Below are 24,807 nucleotides of genomic sequence, written 5' to 3' on the forward strand. Positions count from 1 at the left end.
CATGTTTTTGTGAGAGTCTATCGAACTTAAAAAAGGATGTCCCTTAGAAATTTAGGTTACACTTACGTTATGGCAAAGAAAAAGAAAAAAATGATCAAACTCAACCAACAGATTCGCTATTTCTTCGGCGATGAAGGATTTGACGAGGGGATCGAGCGGGTTCCTACCGAATCGCTGATCGCCCTCTCTCATGCACTCGGAATTTTTAACGGCACGACCGAAAAAGCGGCTCTGATTAAAACCTTTCGCCGTATATGGTCGGAGGGGGAGACCGATAACCGGACGATAATCGTCGATTTTTTTCGCAATGAGGGGCGGATCTATCCCAATCCGAAACCCAAAGAGAAACCGCATGAGCGCGAAGAGAAAATCGATGAGCTCTTGGAGGATTTTGATATCACTTCCGATGAGCGCAGAGCACTTCATGCTGCGTTCATCGATATACGGACCCGAAAAATCACCCCGGAAAAGCTCTCCTCAAAACTGGAGCATCTACGCTATACCCGTAAGAGGGAGCTCCTCGAAAAAGGGGTGGAAGGGAAATTTAATTTTGATGACACCCTCGAATACTACGCCCCTATCCGGTATGAGATCGGTTCGGAAAGTTTTACTAAAATCCATATCCTCAAAACACCCCCTCTCGACAACAAGCGTCTTCATGAAGAGGTGCCTGAGGTTTTGATTCCGGAGATAACCGAACTTAAAACAGCGATAACCGTACAAAAGCAGCTCCAGACCGATGCCTTTATCGCTTCGCTCCCTCTTGATACCCATCGCTATCTGAAACGCGAAGAGATCATCACCGCCCTCAAAAGCGCTCCTCCATCACTGCAGCAAACGACACTCCCCCTCTCAAGGGAGACGATCAAGCGCCTCTTGTCCGGCAATATTGAGAGCGTTGCTTTTGTCGGATCGGAAGAGGATCTTTTGATTGAACATACCCAGCGGCTTGAGCTCCCCTACGCCACCGAAACGTTGAACTATACGACCCATCTTCAGATCGATATCGCCGACATTACCCGTCAAATCTGGATGGAACAGCCGATCGATCTTAATGCCTCTATCGAAAAGCAGTGCAACGAGGAAAAAGGGCATTTTCTTGCCGAATTAAGTGTTTTGATCGACGAATGCCGCGAACACTCCAAGCTCTTGGCACTCGAAGAGTCCCGTCTGCACCAGATGGTCTATGCCCTTCTCTTCCCCTATCTCACCGCAACCCTCCACATCAGTGCCAAAACCTCCCGACGGGTTTTATTTGCCTTTGACCAAAAAATTGCGGGAGAACTCCTCAAACGGCAACGCCAAGAGCTCCTTGCCCGCAGCATCCGTGACTTTAAAAACCTCTTCCCGCTTGCACGCTCGCTTCGCCGCAAGCTCATTTTGCACATCGGCCCCACTAACAGCGGAAAAACCTACACCGCCTTCGAGTCATTGCGCAAAGCGGGGACGGGATATTATCTCGCCCCCCTGCGTCTGCTGGCGTTGGAGGGGTATGAGAGCTTACGAGAGAAGGGGATCAATGCTTCGCTGATTACCGGAGAAGAGCAGCTCATCGATGAGGATGCGACCCATATCAGCTCCACGATCGAGATGCTCAGTTTTGAGACGGAGGTAGACTGCTGCGTTATCGATGAGGTGCAGATGATCGGCGACCGGGACCGCGGCTGGGCATGGGCCAACGGCATCATCGGCGCCCCGGCCAAAACCGTCATCATGACCGGTTCTCCCAATTCGCGCGAAGCGGTTGTCGCCCTCGCCGAGTATCTGGGAGAGGCTCTGGAGATTATCGAATTCGAACGGATGAACCCCCTTGAACTCCTTAAAACAGCTACCCCTATCAACGCTATCGAACCGCAAAGTGCCATTATCGCTTTTAGCCGTTCTAATGTTCTTCGGCTGAAGCAGCAACTCTCGGGCACCTACCGAACCAGTGTCATCTACGGCAATCTCAGCCCGGAAGTTCGCCGTGAAGAGGCACGCCGTTTTCGCGAAGGAGAAACGGAGATTTTGGTGGCGACCGATGCGATTGCGATGGGGCTCAATCTCCCGATCAAAACCCTCCTTTTCTCCAAATCCGATAAATTCGACGGTCAAAACCAACGCAACCTAAGTGTCAGCGAAGTGCGTCAGATCGCAGGGCGGGCGGGGCGCTACGGTTTGAGCGAAAAAGGGTACGTTGGGGCATTGAGTTCGGATGTTCTCAAAACAATCAGCTCCCTTTTTACCAAAGAGATTGAGCCGATTGCCCTTCCGTTTAACGTCATGGCCAATTTTGACCATATTCTCCTTGTCTCGACAATATTGGAGGAAAACTCCCTCTCGTCCATCGTCGAATTTTTCGTGGAAAACATGAAGTTTGAAGGACCGTTTCGGGCGGCCAATCTCGAATCGATGAGCGAAGCATCCGCCATTGTCGATCGTCACGATCTGGATATGCGGACCAAATACACCCTCGCCACTGCACCCCTCTCCACCTCATCCTTGCTGGTGATGGGGGCATTTGAGCGCTATGTTCATGCTCTGGAGCAGAAAAAACCGATCGCTTATATCCCCCCAAAACATTTGGGAACCTATGCCCACACCAGCGAAGAGCTCCAAGATGCCGAAGACCGGATCAAAGAGATATCGCTCTATCTGTGGTTGTCCTACCGGTTGGGAGAGTATTTTGTCGATGCGGAAAAAGCACGTTCATTTCGGGGAGAGCTGAACCGTTTTATCGAAAATTCGCTCAAACAAAGCCACTTCGTCCCCCGCTGTAGAACCTGTTCAAAACCGCTCCCGCCTCAAAGCGAATTCAACATCTGCCAAAGCTGTTTCCGCCGTCTTAAATCCCCCCAGACCTCTGAACCAAGCCGAACCCGCGTTAACGCAGCAAATCCGAATAATCGTGCCGTGAAGGATTCAAAAAGATCATCCTATCGCGGACGCTGATCCGTGAATCCCCCTCTTGGGATTCCTTAAAGCGGTTCTTGATCTTTTTTTTATCTTTCTCTTTTACCCGCTTCAGTTTCAAAAATGCTTTGAGGGATATCCATTCATTATCCGTTTCGACCACATCGGCATTAATCGCCTCTTCGACAATCGCATCGGCGTTCGGATGCGAAAGAAATTTGGAGGCGACGACGTGCAATACGCTTCGCAATTGGGCATCCCGCTCTTTGTAAATCTGCTCGATTTTTATCCTCTCATCGATCAGCATCTGCTCACGCTGGTCACGAAGACGGGTCGTCTCTTTTTCCAAAAGATCCACTTTCTCGCGAAGACGTGCATTCTCCTGCTCAATATAATGCGTATAACGGGTATCGCTCACGGCGTTAGCGTTTAAAGCGGCTTTGATCGCAGGGACGGCAACGTATTTCACTCCGTTTTCCACAATACAATCAAGAGAACCCCGCCGGATACGGTTGTGAATCGCCTCTCTGGAGACTCCGAAATGCTCTGCCGCATCGGCAACGGTTAATTTCTTCATGAGCCCTTTTCTCCTTATTTGTGTAACATTCTGATAAATGCGTCAACCATGCCGATATCCAAATGCTCCGCCATCTGCTGTTTCATCAGACGCAGCGATTCAAACGAACTCATTGGATCTTTATACGACCGTTTGGTCGAAAGGGCATCAAAGACATCGCATACCCCGATAATACGGGCAAATTGGCTAATCTGCCCCCCTCTGAGGTTATCGGGGTAACCTCCCCCCTCAATTCTTTCGTGATGATGCCGGATGCCGGTCAAAATCCGCTCATCCGAAATCCCCAGCTCTAAAGCGATCGCATGACCCAGTGCCGGATGTTTTTTCATCTGATCAAACTCAACATCCGTGAGTTTGCCGTTTTTGTTGATAATGGAATAATCCACTTTGCTCTTTCCCAAATCATGAAGAATGGCCGCCATCCCCAGCGCTTCCAAATCTTTTCCCGTAATTCCCAAAAAGGAGCCTAAGCTCAGGGTATAGATACTGACGTTGATCGAATGGGTATGGGTGTAATAATCGTGTGCCGTTATGTGCATCAGAGACTCTACCGCACTCTTGTCGTGCAAAATAATGTCAATGAAACTTTTCACCACCGGTTCGGCATTTTTCACATTTTCAAGCGACTCGGGATTTTTAAACATCGCATCAATCGACTCAGCCGCTTTTTCATAGATCAAGCGCCCTTTTTGTTCGGTTGATAGGGCCCCGTTTTGGACTACACTTTGGATATGCCGCTCGACATAAGCTTTGTAGCGCGCTTCATCCTCTTCTCGGACATACAGCATCTCAATTTCGCGAAGTTTTACCTTCGCATCTGCGTCCACTGCCCTATGGCTTTGGAGAAAAAGGCTCATAGAGGTTTTGGTTTCGTTCGGCAAAAAAAGGTTGAAATCGATTTGTGACCCTTCGGTGATGAGTCGCTTATCGATGAGTTTATACCTTTTTTGCATGCGTATACCCCCTTAACGGAAGTTGTCAAAAACGAGTGGGGCGTCCCACTCCATTGCCTTGATGTGCGCCATGATTTTTTGAAGCTCATCAATCTGTTTGGACTTGACGCGGATATGCTCCCCCTCGATCGCTACGGAGGCTTTGGTTTTGAGGTTTTTGATTTCAGCCTGGATTTTTTTCGCCTCTTTGGCGTCAATCGTATCGACGATTTTATAGGTCGCTTTGCGGCTTCCTCCGCTTGCATCCTCCGTTTTAAGCTCATCGATTGCTTTGGAGGAGAGCCCCCTTTTGATCAGCTTGCCGATCACCACGTCTTTGAGGGCGTCGAGTTTATTATCGCTCGAAGCGACTAGAATGAGCTGTTTTTCTTTTTCGCGGTAGTTGATTTCATACGCAACCCCTTTAAAATCATAACGCCCCACCACCTCTTTTTCGGCTTGGGCAATCGCGTCTTTAAAAGCTTGGAGATCAATTTTTGCAGAGATATCAAGAGAGTGTTCAGATGCCATTGTACTATTCCTAACGGTTTTATAACATTAGTATAACACATCAAAACCTTATTGTTTTAAAAACTGATGTTACGCACTTTTTGGGCGAAGCCCAGAAAGTGGCAGGGACAGATGTCCCTACAACCCCCTGAAGCTACCCGTATCTTTCGGATACGGGAGATTAACTCCCCTTGAACTACCTGTTAAGGCAAGGTGCGTAATGTCAGTTAAAAACTCCCTCCGCCAAAATCCAATCCTCCCCCAAACGCCATCGCCGCATTGGGATCTTGATACCCCATCATCGCACTTTTCATCCGAAGCATGGTGATGTCTTGTTTGGGGGCAATGTTTTGGGGACATACGGGGACACACTCGCCGCACAGCGTACAGTCCCAAATCCCGTTCGTCTGCACCGCCGCTATTTTTTCCGTACTCTGCGTTTCACGCGCATCGTTCACGTAACGCCATACGCGGGTAAGGGCAAAAGGGCCGATAAAATCAGGATTGATAGCGTATACGGGACAGGCACTGTAACACGAAGTGCACAAAATGCAATCGCTTTGCGTCTCGATACGGCTCGCCTCCTCTTCACTTACCCTCTCCTCTTTGGATCCTTCGCTCCACGCCTTGGCGGTACGGTTGAAACGTTCTATATCACTTGAATCGACGATCAGATCGCGAATCACACGGGCGTTACGGATCGGCTCTACGAGATCCCCCTCCTGAACCTTATACTCGCACATCAACACTTCTCTTCCGTTGACCCGTACCGCGCAGCTACCGCATACCCCGCTGCGGCATCCGTGCGCGTACGTCAGGGTCGGATCGATCTTGGTTTTGATGTGATTGAGCGCTGCGAGCAAGGTTGTGTTGTCAACATCTGGCGTATAGGTTTGCGCCTCTTCGTTGCCGGAACGTTTAACTAAAATATTCATCAGTCACACCACTCTTTTTCGTTATCATCGTCATCCTCATAAAAATCGTCATCAAACGGTTCATTTATTCCATAAAATCGGCACATAATACGCCCTCCTCTTTCCAGGTAACGGTGTGGGCGCCGAACATCCGGTCGTTTCGCACTGGGGCATCGACGCGGTAATGCGCCCCCCGGCTCTCGACACGGCTGATCGCGCTCACCACGATGATCTCCGCCAACTCGATCTTATTTCCGAATTCGATAAATTCGACCAGATTGGTATTGCACACTTTCGACTTGTCGCGCGGCCCCATAAAGGGGAGTTCTTTCTGCATCTGACGGATCGCTCCCAGTACCGCTTTGAGCCCCATATCGTCCCGCACCAAACCGACGTTGTTATAGAAGATATTGGCGAGCATCTCCTGTTTTTGGTAAAAATCGATCTGATTCGTAAAATACATCACGCCGCGAACAAAGTTCGTATCTTTCGCCAACTGCGGGTTACTTGATGACGAAGCGGGATTTTTAGCTCCGTATTCAGCCGCTTTCGCTCCGCAATGGCGGCCGAAAACAACCAGTTCAAGAAGTGAGTTCCCCCCCAAACGGTTTGCTCCGTGTGTTTTATGATTCGCACATTCGCCGACGGCAAAGAGACCCTTTACACTGCTCATACACGCTTCATTCACTTCGATTCCCCCCATGCTGTAGTGGGCAGAGGGTTTGATCGGAATCAGATCGTTCACCGGGTCAACCCCTTCGTAAATCCGGGCCAGCTTACGCTCTTGCGGAAGTTCATGATTGATGAACTCCTCTCCCAAATGGCGAATGTCGAGATAAACACCGCCGCTTTTACTAATCTCATCGTGTATCGCACGGGCAACAACATCACGAGGGGCCAGTTCATCGGTAAAACGGTCCCCCTGTTCATCGACGAGATATCCTCCCGCCCCCCGCGCACTCTCCGATATCAGGATGGATGAATTTTTCAATGCCGTCGGATGGAACTGGATAAACTCCATATCGGCCAGCTTTGCCCCCGCCCGTACCGCCGCTGCCAATCCGTCACCGCTGCTCCCTACCGCGTTTGTGGAGTGCTTGCCGTAAATTGCCCCATACCCCCCCGTAGCAAGGATCACCGCATCGGCACGGATCTCTTCGACTTCACCGCTCGCAATATCCAAAAAGGTTGCCCCCACTACCCGATTTTCTTCGTGATCTACAATCAGGTTCAACAAAAACCGCTCATTCCTAAACGCGATACCCGCTTTCAAACATTGATCGTACAGGGTATGAAGCAGCTTTAGCCCCGTATAATCCTGAGCATGACACGCCCGAGGTGCCGATGCTCCGCCAAGACGGCGACGGGCAATTTCACCCTCCGCATCACAACTGAAAGGGAGCCCCAAAAGATTACACCATCGCACCGCATCGGGGGCGTTTTCACATAAAAATGCGATTCTCTCTTCCTCCCCGAGTCCGGCACCGGAGCGGAGGGTCTCTTCGATATGGCGTGCAATCGTATCCTCTCCCCCCAAAACGGCATTCATCCCCCCCTGCGCCATTGACGTTTGCGAACGGGTCGGAACCGTTTTGGAGACGACCATCACCTCTGCACCCGATTTCTGCGCGCTCAGTGCACTGACCAGCCCGGCACCGCCGCCGCCGATAATTAAAATTCTTGCCATTTAAATAACCTCATTCTACCCTTAGAGATACATTCCCCTTCCCCTGTGAGAAGAGAGAACAGCCCATTGTCCAATTCATTATGCATATTGTGTGCGATTGTAGCAAAAAAAATACGAAATGAACTCTTTAAATCCAATTCAAACTTTCAAGAGTAGTTAAATTTAAAGGTTGTATAATCGGGCACGAATAGATCAAAAAATCACAAAAGGCATAGCAATGGAGTTAAAATACATGCTGAAAACAGCTCTCGCTTCTCTTATCGTTGCAATTGGGTTAAGCGGATGCGGAGGGGGCGGAAGCGGTTCTCTTCCTGTCAATGCGACCACCGCATCCGGATCAAATGTGGTGGAACTGACAAACTCATCGCTGCAATACGATTCAACGGGGATGAAAATAACGGGGACCATAACCACCAAATATTTGCAGGGGGGAAACGCAACCCTCTCCAACATCTCCGCAACGATTGATGGATGTACCGTCAATGACACGACTGTCGATGTCAATAACACACTCTCTTATTCGGACAATAATTCAAAAACATCAAACGTAGTCATCACGCTGGGATCGGAGTGCCGCGCTACCGTCTTGACCCTCAACGCTTCGGAAACGGACAACGCACAAAAGACTCTCCAATGGACCAAAAAAACGCTCATTAATCCGGCAGTGATCAGCAATGCTTCTCCTATAGCCTTGATTCTCCCTAATGCGGCGACCAAAAACATTACGTTGACCCAAAACGGTGAAAGCAGAAAGTTGACGTTCAATGTTTATGATTCGACGAATGTCCCCCTCTCCTCCGGGTCCATCTCCGTCAGTTACCCGAGCCAAATCACGAGCGGTGTCGATGTCGGAAGTTTAAATCCGATCAAAACCGTCGATGTCAAAAATGGGCAAGCCATTTTTGATTATATCGGACCGTCCGACTTGATTGATCTTAAAAACAGCGGGATCACCTCGGCAACGTTTACCTTTTACGACACGAACAATCCGAGCAAATCGATCCCCCTAACCATCAATTATGCTCCGGACACAACAACTCCGCCGGTGAAGCTGACCGGATACGACGTCGAATTTCTCAGTTCAAACGGCAAACCAACCACTAATCTACAAACAACGGCAGCCTTTAACCTGACCCTCAAAGACACGACCGGAAAACAGGTTGCCGATGCGGACATCGTCAGTGCGACCATTACCGCCAAACAGCCCAATATGGTCAAACTCCTCGATTCGACCGGCGCGACGCAAACATCGTTGACCTTTACGAAGAAAAACAATATTTCGCTCAAGCTTAAAACCTATACCGCCGCCGGTCTGGCCAATTTTGACATCCAGTTTAAAATCAACACAACCAACGGCACCGAAGATAAAAACATTACCAAAGCGATCACCATCTTTTCAGGACCGGCAACGGCCATGAGCATCGTCTATCTCAATACCGGGCAAGATCTCCTCTCGGGGCAATTTATCGAGAATATGGCCATCCATTTGGCCGATCAGTGGAACAACCCCGTCAATACCGCTCCCACCATCTATGCCGGGGCCCTTGCCGGATATACGGAGAGTTCTACGAGTCCCACCGGCAATAAATATCTTATCGAAGAGAGGGCGGTTGCCACCCTTGCCGAAGACCCCTCCGGTGCCAAACTGACAGGTGCAGCCATAGACCTCACTAAAATTGACAGCAATAACGATATTCTCGTCACCTTCGGAAACGGCTACACCTATCAGGCATCCGGAAAATGGGATATCAAAAGTGTTTCGGGTTCCACCATTACCCTCAAAGATACCTTCAAGGGGGCAAGCGTCCCCAATCTCGGGTATGCGGTCGGGCATAACTACCGTCAGGAGGTGTGCAGTTTCGGAGACGAGCATCTCGTTCAGGTCGACTCGTCTGACGGTACCTATCAGGTTAATAGCGATGGATATGCCCTCGTCAAAGTCAAATATGATCCATATATGGTGGGCAAGAAAATTGCCCTCTTTGCAAATCTGGTCGGTGTTCTCAACAGTTCAGGCAACGAAATCCGTCTGGGAGAAGTGAAGCGGATGACATTGCGGGGACATGGGCTAACGGCTTCTCCAGCAGCCTTCACCATACCAAAAGGCTATAGCGGAACCGTCACCTTTTCCATAAAGCTGACCGATACGGCCGAATGGCTCATGAATAGCCATTTCGGAGCGATGGTTAACGTGAGCGGTGATGTTAGTGCCTCGTACACATCAAGCTTAAACGATAATATTTACAGTTGCAGTAGCAGCGGGCAAGCATGGATAACCTATAATGTTACAGCTATAGATGGTGGCACCATAACTATCTCCCCAGTTCTAGCTTCAGAGTTTTAAAATATCTTTAAAATGGAAGCGATCCCTGAAGGGGATCGTAAGAGCAGTAGAAAATTAAAATCGGAAATTCGCTCCGACATACCATCCCGAAACATCATCCAAAACGGTTTTCGTAGTCCCCACCGTATAACTTCCCGTACCCAGCATCAGACGGTATCCGGCTTCCACTTCAATCGCATCGTTAATACGATACACCGCCCCCGCTTCACCACCGTAAATAAGACCGCTTAAATCTTCAAACCACATATAGCCGGCACTCGGTCCCGCAAACACACTCACACTGCTTGCCACCGGCAGCATAAAATCATACGAAAGCGACAAGGAATCTGAATTGATCCCGGTATAATCGATATGCGAATAGGTTCCGGACACACGCCCTTTATCGCCGTAATAATGGCCCAATCCGATACTGTAGGCCGTTTTTGTATCGGTAACCGTATTTCCGCCCCTACTTAACGAACTCGTAGCCTCTCCGACGCTAATCGCCGCATAATCACTGTTCCCTGCGGCCATCGCTCCGCTTGCCACCAATGCCGCCAATACTATTTTTTTCATTTCTACAGTCCCGTGTTAAATTTAACCAACAATAGTTATTTGGCAAAGATTGTATAGAGATTACACTTAAGAGATAATTTATCCGAATAGGCTTCGATTGACCTATCCTTGTTCACGTACTATAATCACACTCCATCTTCTCGATTCGGAACCATTTAATGACGACAGAAACTCTTATATCGTTACTGGGCATCTACCTTTTTATCGCCGTCGGCTTCGGTGCCAAATGGACGTTCAAAGAGAAAATAGACGACCGTACGATTACCCTGCTCAGTGTCTATTTTCTTCAGATTTTTCTCACCTTTTGGGGACTGCTCAAGCGCCCGATCGATACCGATCTCCTTTTGGCCCCCTCTCTTTATCTTCTCATTACGATGATAGCACTTCTGCTGATGATACCTCTCTCAAAAATGCTCTTTAGCGATCCGAAGGAGCGCTCTATTGCGGCCGTAGCGGCTTTGATCGGCAATACCGGCAATCTCGGGATACCGCTTGGCATTGCCCTCTTCGGCGAAGAGAGTATCCCCTATACGACCCTTATTAATCTCGCCAATGTTTTCATCGTCTACACGATTGGGGTCTTTTACTATTCACGCGGTGAGTTCAGTGTCCGAGATTCACTCCTCAATATCCTCAAACTTCCGATATTATGGGCGGCAATGATTGCTATTATCCTCAATCTGGGAGGCTACCACCCCACACAAGCCGTCGATAAAACATTAATGATGGGAGCCTACGCTTCGATGACGATGCAGCTGGTATTATTTGGCATTTATCTTTACGGAATTCAACTAGGAGAGCTCACTCTCAAACTCACCGTATGGGTCAACGGAACAAAATTTATTCTATTACCGTTGCTGGCCTGGATTGTTTTAGAAACGGTCGAGATGGAGCCGATGATCAAAGGGGTCTTGTTTTTAGAGCTGCTCGTCCCGCTGGCGGTTGCCAATGTCAATCTCGCCTCTCTTTACAATTGTGCCCCCCGTACCGTAACGGTACAGGTTTTTATCACTTCGGTACTGTTTTTGGGAATTGCTTTCGTACTGCCGAAAGTATTAACACTCTTGTTATAGGAAAAGAACTTAAAACCGATAGTTCACACCTATATAGGGTTTAAATCCGCCCATGTCAATACTTTCAACGGTAACCTTATTAACCTTGGGATCATAGATGTAAAACTCTTCCCATATTTTGCCGACAAAATCGATTCCCGCAAGCAGGTATAAATGATCCGCCGTTTTATAAGAAAGGCCCGCCCCCATGTTGTAACAAACTTCCTGAATACGACTGGTGCTGTATCCTTCCACTCCCATATACCCAATCCCCAAGCCCGCTTTAACAAAAGGATAGAACAGATTGCCTGCATCAAATTCTTTGATTATCTCCACGCTTCCCTCCGTCACTTGTTTAGTTCTTATACTGAACGGATACTCGCCAAATCGGACAAAAGAGAGCGCACCTTGAAACTTGATATCACCATCTCTCCCTTTACCCAATTTCAGTTTTACATCACTGAAAGTAGTATGGTGCCTTCGCTCGGTATCATATAGGCTATTCGTCTCATCCATTTTTGTCATTTTAAGGGTACCGATAGCAAAACCGGACTCTATTCCCATATACCAACCCTGTTCTGCAGCCATTAATCCGCCGGCAAACAAAACTGTCATGAAAACTTTTTTCAAAATACCCCCTTACACTATTTTTAGGATCAAATAAGAGTTATCATACCCCTTCCATCACTCAATGTCATTACCTCTTTCATAGAAATTTTGGAAAACTCCGTTTAAATCTTAAAAAAAGACCGGATATTCTCTATTGTTGCCATTATCAGCCGCTGGCGTGCTTCAACCGAGGTCCACGCAATGTGGGGAGTCATGTAGAGTCTCTCAGGATGTTTGATTTTTAAAAGAGGATGCGCCGTTTTCATCGGCTCTTGTACCAATACATCGAGTCCGACGTAGATCGGTTTAACGTCGATAATCACGGACAAGGCATCCTCATCGACGATTCCGCCCCGTCCGAGATTAAGGAGAATCGCCCCGTCTTTGAGCTGCAACAATTCTGAATGGGAAATGAGCTTTTCCGTCGAGGTGTTTAGCGGAGCATGGATCGAGACGATATCGCTGTTTTCGATCAAACGGCTCAACGTCGTTTTCTCAAACTCGCTGTTTTCGTTTTTACCCGAAGTGGAGGTATAACACACCTTTGCACCAAAAGCCTGAGCAATCCGAGCGACACCTTGCCCGATCTCCCCCAAACCGATAATCCCCCACGTTTTCCCGCGCAGTTCATGGAATGAGGGGCCGATGTGAGTGAACACCTCCTCATTCTGCCAGCCGCCGCTCTTGACGTATTCATCGTAATAACGCGAATATCCCATCAGGTAAAACAGCATTGAAAAGGTGTGCTGCACAACGGCATCGGTCGAATACCCGGCCACGTTTTTCACAGTGATTCCCCGACGTGCCGCCGCATCGTGATCGATGGTATTCATACCCGTCGCCGCGACGCAGATGAGCTTAAGATTCGGGGCTGCTGCCATTGCAGTATCATTGATCACGACCTTGTTTGTGACGATAATCTCGGCATCACGTATCCGTTCCCCCGTCTCATCGGCTGATGTCGTTGCATAGACAATAACCTCACCTAACGCGGCAAACCCCTCTAACGACGTATTTCCAAAGGTGAGGGTATCCAAAAGAACTATTTTCATGCGTCTTTAATCCCCTTGATCAATTTTTTCGCTTTCTTCAACGCTTTTTCTACTTTATCAAACACTAGCACCACTGCCATACGGCGTCCGATATGGGCTTCCGGTTTTCCGAACACCCGGACAAAAGTGTTGTTATCAAAAAGCGAATCATCCACATCGATCACCGGCTCATCCGATTCAACGGCGGATTTAAACGCCGCACTCGCCCCGTCTCCGTAGAACGTAAAGCCTAACGGCAATCCGAGTACCGCACGGACATGGAGGGCAAATTCGCTCTGGCTCTGGGTAATCAATGTCACCATCCCCGTATCGTGCGGGCGGGGGCTCACTTCGCTGAAATAGACCTCATCCCCCGCCACGAACAGCTCGACGCCGAACAATCCTTTGCCGCCAAGGCCGTCAGTAATCGCTTTAGCAATCTTCTGAGAACGTTTAAGCGCTTTTTTCGACATCTCCATCGGCTGCCAGCTGTAGATGTAATCACCATCCTTTTGGATGTGTCCGATCGGCTCACAAAACACCGTCTCCACGCCGTTGCGTGCGGTGAGCAACGTGATCTCGTAATCAAAACGGATAAACTCTTCGACGATCAGTTCGCTCGCATCGCCGCGTGCCTCTTTGGCAATCTCCCATGAGTTTTCTAAATCAAACGGGCTGTGGGCAACACTCTGTCCGTGTCCCGAAGAGCTCATCACCGGCTTGATTACACACGGAAATCCGACATCGTCTGCCGCCGCACACATATCTTCATAGGTGCTCACAAAATGGTAACGGCTGGTTTTAAGCCCTAACTCCTCCGCTGCAAAACGGCGGATGTTTTTACGGTTCATCGTTTTATTGACCGCTTCGGCGTTGGGGATGACGCAGAACCCTTCGGCTTCGGCGGCAAACAACGCATCGATGCTGATCGCTTCGATCTCAGGTAAAATATAATCGGGCTTTTCAAGCCGGATAATCTCCAACACCGCTTCGCGGTCTTGCATGTTGACGACATAAGAACGATTGGCGACCAAATGGGCCGGAGCATGTTCATACCGGTCAACGGCAATCACTTCGATCCCGAGACGCTGCGCCTCGATAGCGACCTCTTTGCCCAGTTCTCCCGAACCGAGTAACAGTATACGTTTGGAGTTGCTTTTTAAAGGTGCACTGAAGAGCATAAGATTAGCCTTGCGTGTAAATTAAGTCCGTAAGTGTAACACAGGGTTTTTAAAGGGGGGATTATTTTTTGAAGGAGAGGTGTAACGAAAGCGCCGAAGCGCTGTTCATTACAGGCGAGATTCGTAACGTCGCATCATATACAGACGTTTTAACATCTTTTTGCGAGCGCTGATTTTGAATTGCTTACGCTTTTCAGTCTCTGTAACATGGTTACGACGAGCACGGGCTTCAGTAACAATCAGATTACGATCTGTTTGTTTCTTGAAACGGCGGTAAGCTGCATCAAAGTTATCATCTTGTCTAAGAACGATACCAGGCATTCACATCACCTACTTTCTATTTAAAATTTTTGAACCGCAATTATAGCATAGATATTTACCTAAAGCACCGTTTCGCTAAAATATCTTTATGATTACCCAAGATTCGATCGAGGCTCTCAAAGCCCGACTTGACATTGTCGACGTCGTAGGCTCCTATATCGAGCTTAAACGCGCAGGTGCAAGCTTCAAAGCTCCCTGCCCGTTCCACGATGAAAAATCCCCCAGCTTCGTCGTCAATCCCGCACGTCAGAAATATCACTGTTTCGGATGCGGCGTTGGGGGAGACTCCATCAATTTTGTCATGGAGTACGAAAAACTCAGCTACCCCGAAGCGATCGAAAAGCTTGCCGCTACGATGAATTTCACCCTCCACTATACCGACAACGCACCGCAAAAAAAACGCTCCAATCTCCTCGAAACCCTCAACGACTGGTACCAAAAACTCCTCGAAGAGAAACCCGAAGCACTTACATATCTGCATGAACGCGGTATCTACGCCTCCAGTATCGAGCGCTTCGGGATCGGATACGCCCCCACTTCCCCAGAAACGCTCCGCTTTTTGGAGCAGCGCAAGCTCTCTGCCGCCGAAGCGCTGGAACAAGGGGCCATCGGCAAAGGGGATGAAGGGAGACTTTTTGCACGCTTTATCGAGCGGATTACCTTTCCGATCCACTCCACCAGCGGAGCCATCGTCGGATTCGGCGGACGGACCATCACGGGGCATCAGGCCAAATACGTCAACTCCGCCCAAAGTGCTATTTTCAATAAATCGCGCCTCCTCTATGCCTATCATCTCGCCCGCGATACCATTTACCGCCGCCGCGAGATCATCGTCACCGAGGGGTACCTCGATGTCGTCATGCTCCATCAGGCGGGATTTACCCATGCCGTCGCGACGCTGGGAACGGCGCTCACTACCGAACATCTGCCGCTGCTGCGTAAAGGGGAACCGAAAGTCTTCGTCGCGTACGACGGGGACAAAGCGGGGCGTGCCGCAGCGTTCAAAGCGGCCAAGCTTCTCAGCACCTCCGGGTTTGACGGAGGGGTAATCCTCTTTGAAGAGGGGAAAGATCCCGCCGACATGATCAAAGAGGGGCTTACCAATGAGCTCAACGCTCTGCTGCACCGCCCTATTCCCTTTATCGAGTTTGTCATCCAAAGCACGATCGAAGGGTATGATCTGCGTGATCCCAAAGCTAAAGAGAGTGCATTGCACGAGTCCCTCGGCTATCTTGCAACTCTCTCTCCACTGCTTCAGGAGGAGTACCGCCTTTATGTCGCTTCACGACTGGGGATATCCCCTTCCCTGATCCGGATCGGACAGAGTAAAAATATCCAACCCAAAGCGATCAATTTTTCGCATCACGATATCTGGGAACTCAGCCTCATTAAAACCATTATCGAACGCCCTGAAGTGACCGATGCCCTCCTTGATTTTATCGATGCATCACTCTTTCAGTACCATGTACAGGAATTTGAATCGGCCATCAGCGGTCGTACCGACGATCCAAGGCTGGGTGCATTGCTGATGGATGAAAGGATCCATCCATTTTCGGGAGATGAGGGGCTCAAAGCCGAACTGATCACCTTTTTAATCGGACACTACACCCGCGAACTCAAAAAACTTAATACCCAAAATACGGTATCATTCGATCAAAAATCGTATTTGATTCGTCAATTTCGAAACAAAATCGAACGCTTGAAACGGGGCGAACTCGTACCATTAACGTAAAAAGGAATTCCATGAAAGCTATCGCTTTGTTCAGCGGCGGCCTCGACTCTACCCTTGCCATGAAACTGATCATCAATCAAGGGATCGAAGTAATCGCATGCAATATCAATACAGGATTCGGTTCCACCAAAGACCGCCTTGCCCACATGAAAAACATGTGCGAACAAGCAGGTGCCGAGCTGCGAATCATCGATATCCAGAACGAATACCTGCAAGAGGTCCTTTTCAGTCCAAAACACGGCTACGGCAAGCATTTCAACCCCTGTATCGACTGCCATGCCAAAATGTTTGCCGTAGCCAAGCGGATTATGGAAGCGGAGGGGGCGAGTTTTTTGATCAGCGGTGAAGTCCTCGGACAGCGCCCGATGAGCCAAAATCGCGAATCATTGGCAAAAGTGCTGAACGACAGCGCTTGCGACGGTCTGCTGCTGCGCCCGATGAGCGCAAAATCATTGGAACCGACCCTAGCGGAGTTAAACGGATGGGTAGATCGTGACAAACTCGAAAATATCGTCGGACGTAACCGCGAGCGGCAATTGGAATTAGCAGAAGCGTTCGGACTGGTCGATTATGAATCTCCCGGCGGCGGATGCCTCCTGACCGATGAGCACTTTTCACGAAAAATACGCGATTTTATTGCACACGACACCTTCGAAGTGGCCGATATCATCACCCTGAAATACGGACGGCAGCTCCGTCTTCCCGAAGGGGCAAAACTGATTATCGGACGCGATGAGAACGACAATACCAGACTCGAAACAATTGACAATCCCAAGTTTACCCATATCAGCACCGAGCTTGTCGGACCGCATGCAATGATTTCCGCACAAGCATCCGAAGCCGATAAAACGTTGGCGGCAAAACTGGTCTTGGCCTATTGCAAAGCAGGATTTGAGGGGGAACAAACGCTTGATTTCGGTGACGAGAAGATCACTACCCTCAGCGATCTGAGCCGCAAAGAGGCGGCGAAATACTTTATTTAAACGCCAATAGGGGCAAAGCCCGAATGGCACTTACTTAAGGAAAAAAGAGCCTAAAAAGCCTAATATATTTACTTGTTTATGTGAATCTATTTGGAAGTGAGGCTTTAGCCTCGCCATCGTGCGGGACTGAAGTCCCACTTCCGATTAAGTTTCATTTGTTTTAGTATCCGAAATAAGGCTTAAAAGCTTAAGTAAGTGCCATTCGGGCAAAGCCCCTATTATTTGCTTACCGCGCAGCCGTAACCCGCTTTTTTAACCGCGTCGCACATTGCGGCAGGCTTAGTACCCGTTGCAGCTTTTACCTCAGCGCGGCCCTCTTTGAGATAGATACTTGCTTCGGACACCCCTTTAACTCCCCCAAGGCTCTCTTTGACCGTTTTGGCACAGGCAGGGCACATCATCCCCTCAATTTTGAGATTAACCAATTCATCCGCACTTGCAAGTGAAATGAATGCCGCAAGAGTAAGTAAAACTTTTTTCATAAACGAAACCCTTTTAAATATTTTCATGCTATTGTTCCATACTTGTGTTACAAAAGCGTTAAAAAATCGAAATAAATTAACACTCCTGTAACAAAATATGACTAAAATCAGACACGTTCGCATCTATGAACCTAATTGAAGGAATTGTATGACTTCTATAGAATGGTGGGCAATCATCACGATTGCCTTTGCCGGCAGTTTCGGCCACTGCATCGGGATGTGCGGCGGTTTCATCGTCGCTTACAGCTCGACGAAAATCGATGCGTCGATGAGCCGCACCGCGCAGCTTATCCGCCACAGTGCCTACAACCTCGGCCGCGTCAGCTCGTATGTCGTTCTGGGGATGTTTTTCGGAGCCGTCGGCTCCCTCTTTGCTCTGAGCATGGAGATGCACGGCGTACTCTTTATCTTTGCCGGAATCGTGATGATCATCACGGCACTGGGGATGTTCGGTCTCTCTCGATTGATCCATATTCTGGAGCGCTCTTTTTCGACCAATACCCTCTTTAAAACTCTCTTTTCGCGCCTCATCAAAAGCAAAAGCATCGGGAGTTTTTTTGCTTTGGGCATTATGAACGGCTTTTTCCCCTGCGGCTTTGTCTTTTTCTTCGCCGCAAAAGCGGCCGCTTCGGCCTCCATCATCGACGGAGGATTGATCATGGCGGCGTTCGGGCTTGCCACCGTCCCCACCCTGCTCGCGTTAGGACAATCGGTCAGTTTTTTCAAAGAGATCGCTTTTCGCCAAACGATGAACCGTATCGCCGCATTGGCCATTCTCATTTACGGACTTTACAGTATCTATTACGGTCTGGCCTATTTTTTCGATTTGCCGATTTAAAACTTTACGTTACTGATGTTACGCACTTTTCGGGCAAAGCCCGGAAAGTGGCAGGGGACAATTTGTCCCCTACACCCCCCTGAAGCTTCCCGCATCTGTCGGATGCGGGAGATTAATTCTCCTTAACGCACTTACTGAAGTTAGGTGCGTAAGGTCAGACTTTACGTTATACTACTTGGAACTTTTATTTGAAGGATTTGTGATGGCCGGGGTAATGTTTTCATTTTATAATTTTTCAGCGCTCTTGGAACTCAATATCGGGATAGCAAACCGGTTGGATGAAAACCGCTCTGAGAGTTTTACGATTTTGTTTTGCGATTTTTCCGGTATCCCGCAGTCGCTAATCGACACCAATCTTCCGAGTCTGCTTCGCAATTCCGATTCCATCGTCCATTATGAACACTACTATTTTTTCGTGATGCCCTACACCGACCGATACGGGACGGGAATTGTAAAGCGGATGGTAGAAGATCTTTTCGTCAAACCTGTCCCCTCTGCTGCGGTATGCTATCCGGTCAACGGGGAAAATCCTGCCGAATTGCTTGAATCGCTCCATCTCGAAGCGAAAAAACTCCACCGAATCGATCTCGATTGCCTTTACAGTGCGGTGGAGCGGAAGCCTTAACGCCCGGCTGTCGATTTAAACGTGTAGTAGGATGAATTTTTATAGTATTCTATCGCTTCGGAAATATCGTATTTTCGGATAGCATTGCGATCGTATATCACTACGATATTCGATGCTGAGCATCCCTTCGCTTCTTTCATCTCTCCCGTAGCATTGGTATCATGATTGGGAGCGGCAGATGAAATCGCCACAGCCGGTTCGTTGTGATTCACAACAACGGAAGCCGTGCCAAGGGGTGATACGTGATCTGCGGCAATGGACTCTTTTATCGCTTTGTGTGTCGAGGAATGTTCCTCCTTGGAGATCGCACCTGACACCTCTTTCCTCTCCATCGGACGGACAAAAGCGTCATGCACGACACTCTTTTTTACTTTTTTCGCATCCATTCCGGAACGATCTCGGGTTTCATAGCTTCCGACAAGGAGAACATGGCGTTCCCCCTCCTCCTTTTTGATATACGGGATTCCCGTTTTTTTAACTTTTTTTTCAAATGCGGGGGTGATTGAGCTCTCTTTGATCGCACTAATGACTTGAATCGTATACTCCTGCGCGTTCAAAGTCATACCGGCAACACCACAGACAAATATTAGGGCTAATTTTTTCATAGTATCTATATCGACCCGATAATGAAAAAACTGTAACCAGACTCATGTCCCTACAACCCCCTAAAGCTACCCGCATCTTTCGGATGCGGGAGATTACTGATCTATGTCGCCCCTTTTGAAAAAAGTGCGTAACATCAGTTAGAATTATCATTTTGCCCTTCTCATCAAAATTTAAGAACATAAAGCGTATAATTTCATCCTTTCCAAAAGATCTCTTTTGGGGCATTAGCTCAGCTGGGAGAGCGCGTCGCTGGCAGCGACGAGGTCAGCGGTTCGATCCCGCTATGCTCCACCATTCCATCCTTTTCTTCGTAACCTATTTGTTTACCGATTTTCCTTTTTTTTCGTTACAATAGCACCCTTATTACCGCTATCAGAAGGAACCCTTATGCTTAAACATTTACCCCTGATTTTACTAACCGCTACTACCCTTACCTTCGCAGCTCCTGTGACGTTAGCAACCATCAACGGAAAAGCGATTACACTCAATGATGCCAATGCTTTTATGTCCAAAGCCATCCCGGGTACCAGCTTTGAGAAGCTGGATGCCAAAACCAAACGCCAGGTTGTTGACCAATTGATCAATCAAAGCCTTATTAAGGATCTCGTACTCAAAAGCGGCATTGAGAATACCCCTCAGTTCAAGTTGTCCTACAGCGCTCTCAAAGATGATCTTGCCGTCGATATGTGGATGAAACAACAGCTCTCCAAAATTACCGTTAATGAAAAAGAGGCCAAATCCTTTTACGATTCCAACGGGGAGAAGATGAAACAGGGGGATAAAAAGCTCACCTTTGACCAAGTAAAAGGGGAAATTATGCAGTTTATTAAAATGGAAAAATTCAAAGCACAAATGGGTAAAACGACCGAAACATTGCGTGCAAACTCAAAAGTTGAAGTTAAACTCTAATCCTTGTACCGCCGACGCGTGAATTCACTCAGACCACTTCTCCTATCGGTTAGCGCACATACTTTTATTGTGGTAGCGGGATGGGCGGCCTTTACAGTTCTGAAGGAGATTCCAAAAAAAGAGAATCCGTTCCGAATCTCGCTTCAAATTCAATCCGCACCCTCAGTGCAGCACCAAAAGATCGCTCTGCCTATGGAACAACACATCGTACAAGCACCGATCGTGACCAAAACTCCTGAACCGGATATTCGACCCCAAAAACAAAAAAGCAGTGAAACACTCTCCCGCCCTGCCGAAATGGAATCAGATCCTGCCATAAAACCGAGTTTGCCCCTAACCCCGATTGCCCCGGTCCATACAGAACCGGTAGCGCTGAAAGCGGCTCCACCCGAACCGCTCATCGCAAAAGCTCCGCCACCGCCTCCTCCCCCAACACCCAATATCCAAACGCTCTACGAAGAAGAGAATCTGGGGCCTATCCGAGCCCTTCTTGCAGAACGTCTGAAATATCCTAAAAATGCTTTGCGCCTTAAACAGCAAGGGATTAGCATTATGGCCTTTACCCTCTCCCCTTCGGGGGATATCAGTGCCGTAACCCTCGTTAAAAGTTCTGATTTCGAACTCCTCGACGATGCAGCACGCACCCTCATCGAAACAACGGCACAGATGTTTCCAAAACCCTCCAAAAGTGTACGGATTACGATTCCGATAGAGTATAAAATCCGTTAAATTATTTTCTCCGAATCCTCAACCCCTGTGCAAGGGAGCGCTCAATCTCGTTGATGTACTTAGGATTTGCCGTTCGAAGCCCTTTTTCAAAACGCAGTACCATTTTTGCATCGGTATTGGGATGGAGACACAGCATCTCGATCAGCAATTCATAAATACGCAGAGGATGTCCCCCCTCCCCGATCATGCCGTAACGTTCCAGAATCATATCCACGGCCATGTTGAGTTCCTCTTTGGTGGAAGAGGGACTTTTAATCATCGACTGAAAGCTCTCAAAGGTAACCGCCGGGGGATCGGGTGAAACCATGACGGGCTGTCTGGAGACGGTTTTAGAATGGAAAATCCAAACGTAGAGAAAAACCAGAAGGATTAATAAAAAAAGGAGTCCCACCATTGTGAGGATCAACGTTATCGGCATGATGTTTCCGGTATGATTTTAACGATTGTAGCAAAAATTGGATGAAGAGATACTCCCGCGTCGTGCGGGAATACAAAGGAGTGTATAAATATTTAAAAAATTACCATTTAACTTCGGTCGTCATCATGTAAACTTTTTTGGATTGACCATCATCAATTCCGGCAGAGTTGTTCTCGTTGATGAATTTTCCTGAACCGATAAAGCTCACGTTTTTATTCATTTTATACGCTAGAGCAACGATTTTTTTAGTACCTTCGTACGTGATCTTTGTTACGGTTGATGATTCAGACTCTTTTTTATAATCATCGTAACGTCCGATGATCGTCCAATCTGTCATAGGGCGGATTTCAGCATTGACGGACCAACCTGTATATTTTGAATCGCTCGCTGATGCCAAAACGACGTCATCCGTTGCTTTGAAATATTGTGCCGCAATCAAGAACTCCGGTTGATTATACACCCCGTGGATACCGTAAAAAGAGCGATCGTATTCTTTTGCATCACCGATCGTCGCATTGTCATCTTTATGGTTTTTAGAGATCAAACCGTACGTTGAAAGGTTAGCATAGGTGTCTTTTGTACGATCGTTTTTGCCCAATTTTGTCCCGCTTCCAAGGAGGTGAGCCGTCAAACGCCACTCAAGTGACAAATCTTTGCTGTTTTGCTGATTTTTTGCCACTTTATCTGCATGGTACCCTTCACCGTTGAACATACCGATTTCAGAACTGAACATATCAGTTTTAGTTTTTAGGTTGAACCCGAGGTCAGCCGAGTTGACAAGGTCAACACCTGCTTCGGTAGTCGTCCCTTTTTCCTCAAGAAAAACTTTATTGAACGAACGGTAGTGCCATGAGTTGTGCTCCTCATAATCGATCCACGGACGGTGGGCGATACCGATCTCTACGCCGGTATACGGAAGGACATCATCCAAATAAAGGTAGGCGTATTTTGCAAACATGTTGGCATACGTCGTTGATGTTGAACCCAACTCTTTTGTTGTGTCCATGGTGACACGGAAATAGTCTTTGTCGTTGAAATACGCTTTTACCTGCACATAGTTACGGCGAAGTTCAAATCCGGTTGATGTATCACCCGTCGCACTTGTTGTCTCCGGCGTAGCCGATGTCAAGCCGAAGTAATGGGTTCCGCTAAACTCGATGGTTTTCGCTTTTGACTTTACTTTTGTGTATTTTTTTTGCCCGTCTAGGTACTCTGCAAATTTTGATTCTTGATCGCGATCCGCCATGTCCACTGTTTTTGCGTCTACGAAATCACCCATCTCGATGCGGTTTTCGCCCGGTGCCGTAAATACTTGACCTGTTTTCGGATCACTGTAAAGTGTCATACTGTCTGCATAGACAACTCCGCTCACCATCGCCGCAGCAAGGGCGGATAATGCTACTTTTTTCATATAATGCACTCCTGTAATGTAATGGCGGTATTGTAGAAAAACTAGGTTACGATGTTGTTACATTACAGAATGATTACAATAAGAAAAAAGAATATAAATATGTGATAGGAAATGTTCCGAAAAGCCGTGCACAAAGTGTACACGGGCTACAAAAACTTAAAGTTGACGAAAAGAGAAAAAAGAAAAGGAGAGAACGCCCCGAAGGGCGTAGGGTCGTTACTTTCTGATGTTACGCACTTTCCGGGCAAAGCCCGTAAAGTGGCAGGGACTAAAGTCCCTACAACCCCCTAAAGCTTCCCGTATCTATCGGATACGGGAGATTACTAACCTTTTCGCACTTGTTTAAACAAGGTGCGTAAGGTCGTTACTTTGTTTCTGCCCAGTATTGGCGGACAAGATTGGTTGTTTCCGTCGGCAATGGGATGTAGCCGAGTTTTTCAGCCGCCTGATCCCCGTTACGGAATGAGTAATCGTAGAATTTAATAACTTGTTCATTCACTTCCGCTTTTTCACGCGGCATCAAGATAAAGGTTGCCGCTACGATCGGATACGATGCGTCCTGCAAAACAAGGGAGCTGTAGAAATGGTCTTTTTTAGACCATTTTGCCTGCTTAACCGCTGCTTGGAAATTATCTTTGCGCGCCGTTACCCATTTGCCTTCAGCCGTTTGAAGCGTCGCAGCCGAAAGATTGTTTTTCTCTTTATAAGCATTTTCAATGTAGCCGATAGAGTACGGAGTTTGTTTGATAAGGTTGGTTACCCCCTCATTCCCTTTTCCGCCGATACCGGTTGCCCAGCCGATCGCTTTACCCACACCGAACTTGCTTTTCCACATTTTTGAACTTTCGCTCAAATAATCGGTAAATACGTACGTTGTACCTGATCCGTCCGAACGATGCGCTACAACGATTTTTTCCGCAGGAAGTTTAACCCCTGCATTATCCGCAGCGATTGCAGGATCGTTCCACATGGTAATCTTACCGGCGAAGATATCGGCAACAACACTGTTTTTAAGCTTAAGATGCTCATCCGCTACACCCGGGATATTAAATGCTACGACGATTGAACCGATAACCGCAGGGAACTGTAACAATTTTGCCGCATCCAACTCTTTTGGCGTCATCGGTGCATCCGTCGCACCGAAATCAACGATACGCTCAGAAATTTGCTTGATACCGCCGCCTGAACCGATTGCTTGGTAGTTGACACGGGTTTTGGTCGCTTTTTGGTAGTTATACGCCCAATCATAATAACACGGAGCCGGGAAAGTCGCCCCCGCACCACTGATTTTGTCGGCAGCGATCATTGACGTGGCTGCAATAGCCGCGATCACTAAACCTTTTGTTACTTTCGTTAGCATGGATTGTCCTTGGTATTTGATGGTGACATTGTAAAATGGTAGTGTAACGAAAAGATTACAAGAAAAAAGGGTGATTTGTAATCACACTGTTATACAAAGTCGTTATAAT

At 48.0% G+C, this 24,807-nt stretch carries 24 protein-coding genes and 1 tRNA gene; 10 read left to right on the forward strand and 15 right to left on the reverse strand.

What is annotated here, in order from left to right; translation table 11 throughout:
- Positions 1 to 69: 69 nt before the first annotated feature.
- Complete coding sequence (locus tag M0P91_RS01995) at positions 70 to 2,931, forward strand: helicase-related protein (protein ID WP_295063749.1); 2,862 nt, start codon at positions 70 to 72, stop codon at positions 2,929 to 2,931.
- Here the strand turns inward: M0P91_RS01995 and M0P91_RS02000 are convergent.
- From M0P91_RS02000 to M0P91_RS02020, 5 genes are all read right to left on the reverse strand, one after another.
- Positions 2,864 to 3,469, reverse strand: coding sequence for a DNA-binding protein (locus M0P91_RS02000; RefSeq protein ID WP_295063753.1), 606 nt, complete (start codon positions 3,467 to 3,469; stop codon positions 2,864 to 2,866). The genes M0P91_RS01995 and M0P91_RS02000 overlap by 68 nt on opposite strands.
- Before the next feature lie 14 nt (positions 3,470 to 3,483).
- The gene (locus tag M0P91_RS02005) at positions 3,484 to 4,422 is read right to left on the reverse strand and encodes an HD domain-containing phosphohydrolase (RefSeq protein ID WP_295063756.1); all 939 of its coding nucleotides are present in this window, start codon (positions 4,420 to 4,422) and stop codon (positions 3,484 to 3,486) included.
- 12 nt (positions 4,423 to 4,434) lie between these two features.
- A complete protein-coding gene (locus tag M0P91_RS02010) occupies positions 4,435 to 4,932 on the reverse strand; it encodes a YajQ family cyclic di-GMP-binding protein (RefSeq protein ID WP_295063759.1) in 498 nt (165 codons plus the stop codon).
- A gap of 206 nt (positions 4,933 to 5,138) precedes the next feature.
- Positions 5,139 to 5,846, reverse strand: coding sequence for a 2Fe-2S iron-sulfur cluster-binding protein (locus tag M0P91_RS02015; protein WP_295063762.1), 708 nt, complete (start codon positions 5,844 to 5,846; stop codon positions 5,139 to 5,141).
- Positions 5,847 to 5,910: 64 nt separating this feature from the next.
- The gene (locus tag M0P91_RS02020; RefSeq protein ID WP_295063765.1) at positions 5,911 to 7,512 is read right to left on the reverse strand and encodes an FAD-dependent oxidoreductase; all 1,602 of its coding nucleotides are present in this window, start codon (positions 7,510 to 7,512) and stop codon (positions 5,911 to 5,913) included.
- Positions 7,513 to 7,729: 217 nt separating this feature from the next.
- Between M0P91_RS02020 and M0P91_RS02025 the strand changes: the two genes are divergently transcribed.
- A complete protein-coding gene (locus M0P91_RS02025; RefSeq protein WP_295063768.1) occupies positions 7,730 to 9,856 on the forward strand; it encodes a hypothetical protein in 2,127 nt (708 codons plus the stop codon).
- Positions 9,857 to 9,910: 54 nt separating this feature from the next.
- Here the strand turns inward: M0P91_RS02025 and M0P91_RS02030 are convergent, their stop codons facing one another.
- Entirely contained in the window at positions 9,911 to 10,411 is a 501-nt protein-coding gene (locus M0P91_RS02030; RefSeq protein ID WP_295063771.1) for an outer membrane beta-barrel protein, read from the reverse strand.
- A gap of 158 nt (positions 10,412 to 10,569) precedes the next feature.
- On the opposite strand from M0P91_RS02030, the gene M0P91_RS02035 reads away from it, so the two are divergent.
- On the forward strand, positions 10,570 to 11,484 hold the full coding sequence (locus M0P91_RS02035) for an AEC family transporter (RefSeq protein ID WP_295063774.1): 915 nt from the start codon (positions 10,570 to 10,572) through the stop codon (positions 11,482 to 11,484).
- A gap of 9 nt (positions 11,485 to 11,493) precedes the next feature.
- Here the strand turns inward: M0P91_RS02035 and M0P91_RS02040 are convergent, their stop codons facing one another.
- The 4 genes from M0P91_RS02040 to rpsU form a co-directional block, all read right to left on the reverse strand.
- Positions 11,494 to 12,093 carry a hypothetical protein gene (locus tag M0P91_RS02040; protein ID WP_295063776.1) on the reverse strand — a complete coding sequence of 200 codons (600 nt, stop codon included), beginning with the start codon at positions 12,091 to 12,093 and terminating at the stop codon, positions 11,494 to 11,496.
- Between the two features lie 101 nt (positions 12,094 to 12,194).
- Positions 12,195 to 13,124, reverse strand: coding sequence for a D-2-hydroxyacid dehydrogenase (locus M0P91_RS02045; RefSeq protein WP_295063779.1), 930 nt, complete (start codon positions 13,122 to 13,124; stop codon positions 12,195 to 12,197).
- Positions 13,121 to 14,284, reverse strand: a complete 1,164-nt coding sequence (gene purT / locus M0P91_RS02050) for a formate-dependent phosphoribosylglycinamide formyltransferase (protein WP_295063782.1) — start codon at positions 14,282 to 14,284, stop codon at positions 13,121 to 13,123. Before purT ends, M0P91_RS02045 begins: the two co-directional genes overlap by 4 nt.
- A 108-nt stretch (positions 14,285 to 14,392) precedes the next feature.
- Entirely contained in the window at positions 14,393 to 14,605 is a 213-nt protein-coding gene (gene rpsU, locus M0P91_RS02055; protein ID WP_015652475.1) for a 30S ribosomal protein S21, read from the reverse strand.
- 88 nt (positions 14,606 to 14,693) lie between these two features.
- On the opposite strand from rpsU, the gene dnaG reads away from it, so the two are divergent.
- Entirely contained in the window at positions 14,694 to 16,337 is a 1,644-nt protein-coding gene (gene dnaG / locus M0P91_RS02060; RefSeq protein ID WP_295063784.1) for a DNA primase, read from the forward strand.
- Positions 16,338 to 16,348: 11 nt separating this feature from the next.
- A complete protein-coding gene (locus tag M0P91_RS02065) occupies positions 16,349 to 17,320 on the forward strand; it encodes an argininosuccinate synthase domain-containing protein (RefSeq protein WP_295063787.1) in 972 nt (323 codons plus the stop codon).
- A gap of 218 nt (positions 17,321 to 17,538) precedes the next feature.
- Here M0P91_RS02065 and M0P91_RS02070 read toward each other — a convergent pair whose 3' ends face one another.
- Positions 17,539 to 17,802: a heavy metal-associated domain-containing protein gene (locus tag M0P91_RS02070; protein WP_295063789.1), complete on the reverse strand. Its 264-nt coding sequence runs from the start codon at positions 17,800 to 17,802 to the stop codon at positions 17,539 to 17,541.
- A gap of 148 nt (positions 17,803 to 17,950) precedes the next feature.
- Between M0P91_RS02070 and M0P91_RS02075 the strand changes: the two genes are divergently transcribed.
- Complete coding sequence (locus M0P91_RS02075; protein WP_295063792.1) at positions 17,951 to 18,640, forward strand: sulfite exporter TauE/SafE family protein; 690 nt, start codon at positions 17,951 to 17,953, stop codon at positions 18,638 to 18,640.
- A 202-nt stretch (positions 18,641 to 18,842) separates the two neighbouring features.
- Positions 18,843 to 19,265 (forward strand): hypothetical protein, encoded by a 423-nt coding sequence (locus M0P91_RS02080; protein WP_295063795.1) that lies wholly within the window; start codon positions 18,843 to 18,845, stop codon positions 19,263 to 19,265.
- On the opposite strand, the gene M0P91_RS02085 is transcribed toward M0P91_RS02080, so the two are convergent.
- Positions 19,262 to 19,870: a hypothetical protein gene (locus M0P91_RS02085; protein ID WP_295063798.1), complete on the reverse strand. Its 609-nt coding sequence runs from the start codon at positions 19,868 to 19,870 to the stop codon at positions 19,262 to 19,264. The genes M0P91_RS02080 and M0P91_RS02085 overlap by 4 nt on opposite strands.
- A gap of 219 nt (positions 19,871 to 20,089) precedes the next feature.
- Between M0P91_RS02085 and M0P91_RS02090 the strand changes: the two genes are divergently transcribed.
- The 3 genes from M0P91_RS02090 (at position 20,090) to M0P91_RS02100 (ending at position 21,509) form a co-directional block, all read left to right on the forward strand.
- Positions 20,090 to 20,165, forward strand: a tRNA-Ala gene (locus M0P91_RS02090).
- 93 nt (positions 20,166 to 20,258) lie between these two features.
- Positions 20,259 to 20,780 (forward strand): hypothetical protein, encoded by a 522-nt coding sequence (locus M0P91_RS02095; RefSeq protein WP_295063801.1) that lies wholly within the window; start codon positions 20,259 to 20,261, stop codon positions 20,778 to 20,780.
- Between the two features lie 69 nt (positions 20,781 to 20,849).
- Positions 20,850 to 21,509, forward strand: coding sequence for an energy transducer TonB (locus M0P91_RS02100; protein WP_295063804.1), 660 nt, complete (start codon positions 20,850 to 20,852; stop codon positions 21,507 to 21,509).
- Position 21,510: 1 nt separating this feature from the next.
- Here M0P91_RS02100 and M0P91_RS02105 read toward each other — a convergent pair whose 3' ends face one another.
- The 3 genes from M0P91_RS02105 to pstS form a co-directional block, all read right to left on the reverse strand.
- Positions 21,511 to 21,927, reverse strand: coding sequence for a hypothetical protein (locus M0P91_RS02105; RefSeq protein ID WP_295063807.1), 417 nt, complete (start codon positions 21,925 to 21,927; stop codon positions 21,511 to 21,513).
- A gap of 100 nt (positions 21,928 to 22,027) precedes the next feature.
- Entirely contained in the window at positions 22,028 to 23,338 is a 1,311-nt protein-coding gene (locus M0P91_RS02110) for a hypothetical protein (protein WP_295063809.1), read from the reverse strand.
- Between the two features lie 364 nt (positions 23,339 to 23,702).
- Positions 23,703 to 24,698 carry a phosphate ABC transporter substrate-binding protein PstS gene (gene pstS / locus M0P91_RS02115; protein WP_295063812.1) on the reverse strand — a complete coding sequence of 332 codons (996 nt, stop codon included), beginning with the start codon at positions 24,696 to 24,698 and terminating at the stop codon, positions 23,703 to 23,705.
- Positions 24,699 to 24,807: the final 109 nt, after the last annotated feature.

Origin of the sequence: Sulfuricurvum sp., from assembly GCF_023229695.1 — a bacterium.
GTDB lineage: Bacteria > Campylobacterota > Campylobacteria > Campylobacterales > Sulfurimonadaceae > Sulfuricurvum.

What these genes read in the sequence shown, in the direction of transcription:
- M0P91_RS02110 (WP_295063809.1), bottom strand. Translation starts at nt 23,338, where the DNA reads ATGAAAAAAGTAGCATTATCCGCCCTTGCTGCGGCGATGGTGAGCGGA.
- M0P91_RS02080 (WP_295063795.1), top strand. Translation starts at nt 18,843, where the DNA reads ATGGCCGGGGTAATGTTTTCATTTTATAATTTTTCAGCGCTCTTGGAA.
- M0P91_RS02065 (WP_295063787.1), top strand. Translation starts at nt 16,349, where the DNA reads ATGAAAGCTATCGCTTTGTTCAGCGGCGGCCTCGACTCTACCCTTGCC.
- M0P91_RS02020 (WP_295063765.1), bottom strand. Translation starts at nt 7,512, where the DNA reads ATGGCAAGAATTTTAATTATCGGCGGCGGCGGTGCCGGGCTGGTCAGT.
- M0P91_RS02075 (WP_295063792.1), top strand. Translation starts at nt 17,951, where the DNA reads ATGACTTCTATAGAATGGTGGGCAATCATCACGATTGCCTTTGCCGGC.
- M0P91_RS02045 (WP_295063779.1), bottom strand. Translation starts at nt 13,124, where the DNA reads ATGAAAATAGTTCTTTTGGATACCCTCACCTTTGGAAATACGTCGTTA.
- purT (WP_295063782.1), bottom strand. Translation starts at nt 14,284, where the DNA reads ATGCTCTTCAGTGCACCTTTAAAAAGCAACTCCAAACGTATACTGTTA.
- M0P91_RS02105 (WP_295063807.1), bottom strand. Translation starts at nt 21,927, where the DNA reads ATGCCGATAACGTTGATCCTCACAATGGTGGGACTCCTTTTTTTATTA.
- M0P91_RS02095 (WP_295063801.1), top strand. Translation starts at nt 20,259, where the DNA reads ATGCTTAAACATTTACCCCTGATTTTACTAACCGCTACTACCCTTACC.
- M0P91_RS02025 (WP_295063768.1), top strand. Translation starts at nt 7,730, where the DNA reads ATGGAGTTAAAATACATGCTGAAAACAGCTCTCGCTTCTCTTATCGTT.
- M0P91_RS02010 (WP_295063759.1), bottom strand. Translation starts at nt 4,932, where the DNA reads ATGGCATCTGAACACTCTCTTGATATCTCTGCAAAAATTGATCTCCAA.
- dnaG (WP_295063784.1), top strand. Translation starts at nt 14,694, where the DNA reads ATGATTACCCAAGATTCGATCGAGGCTCTCAAAGCCCGACTTGACATT.
- M0P91_RS02070 (WP_295063789.1), bottom strand. Translation starts at nt 17,802, where the DNA reads ATGAAAAAAGTTTTACTTACTCTTGCGGCATTCATTTCACTTGCAAGT.
- M0P91_RS02030 (WP_295063771.1), bottom strand. Translation starts at nt 10,411, where the DNA reads ATGAAAAAAATAGTATTGGCGGCATTGGTGGCAAGCGGAGCGATGGCC.
- M0P91_RS02005 (WP_295063756.1), bottom strand. Translation starts at nt 4,422, where the DNA reads ATGCAAAAAAGGTATAAACTCATCGATAAGCGACTCATCACCGAAGGG.
- pstS (WP_295063812.1), bottom strand. Translation starts at nt 24,698, where the DNA reads ATGCTAACGAAAGTAACAAAAGGTTTAGTGATCGCGGCTATTGCAGCC.
- M0P91_RS02035 (WP_295063774.1), top strand. Translation starts at nt 10,570, where the DNA reads ATGACGACAGAAACTCTTATATCGTTACTGGGCATCTACCTTTTTATC.
- rpsU (WP_015652475.1), bottom strand. Translation starts at nt 14,605, where the DNA reads ATGCCTGGTATCGTTCTTAGACAAGATGATAACTTTGATGCAGCTTAC.
- M0P91_RS02015 (WP_295063762.1), bottom strand. Translation starts at nt 5,846, where the DNA reads ATGAATATTTTAGTTAAACGTTCCGGCAACGAAGAGGCGCAAACCTAT.
- M0P91_RS01995 (WP_295063749.1), top strand. Translation starts at nt 70, where the DNA reads ATGGCAAAGAAAAAGAAAAAAATGATCAAACTCAACCAACAGATTCGC.
- M0P91_RS02085 (WP_295063798.1), bottom strand. Translation starts at nt 19,870, where the DNA reads ATGAAAAAATTAGCCCTAATATTTGTCTGTGGTGTTGCCGGTATGACT.
- M0P91_RS02000 (WP_295063753.1), bottom strand. Translation starts at nt 3,469, where the DNA reads ATGAAGAAATTAACCGTTGCCGATGCGGCAGAGCATTTCGGAGTCTCC.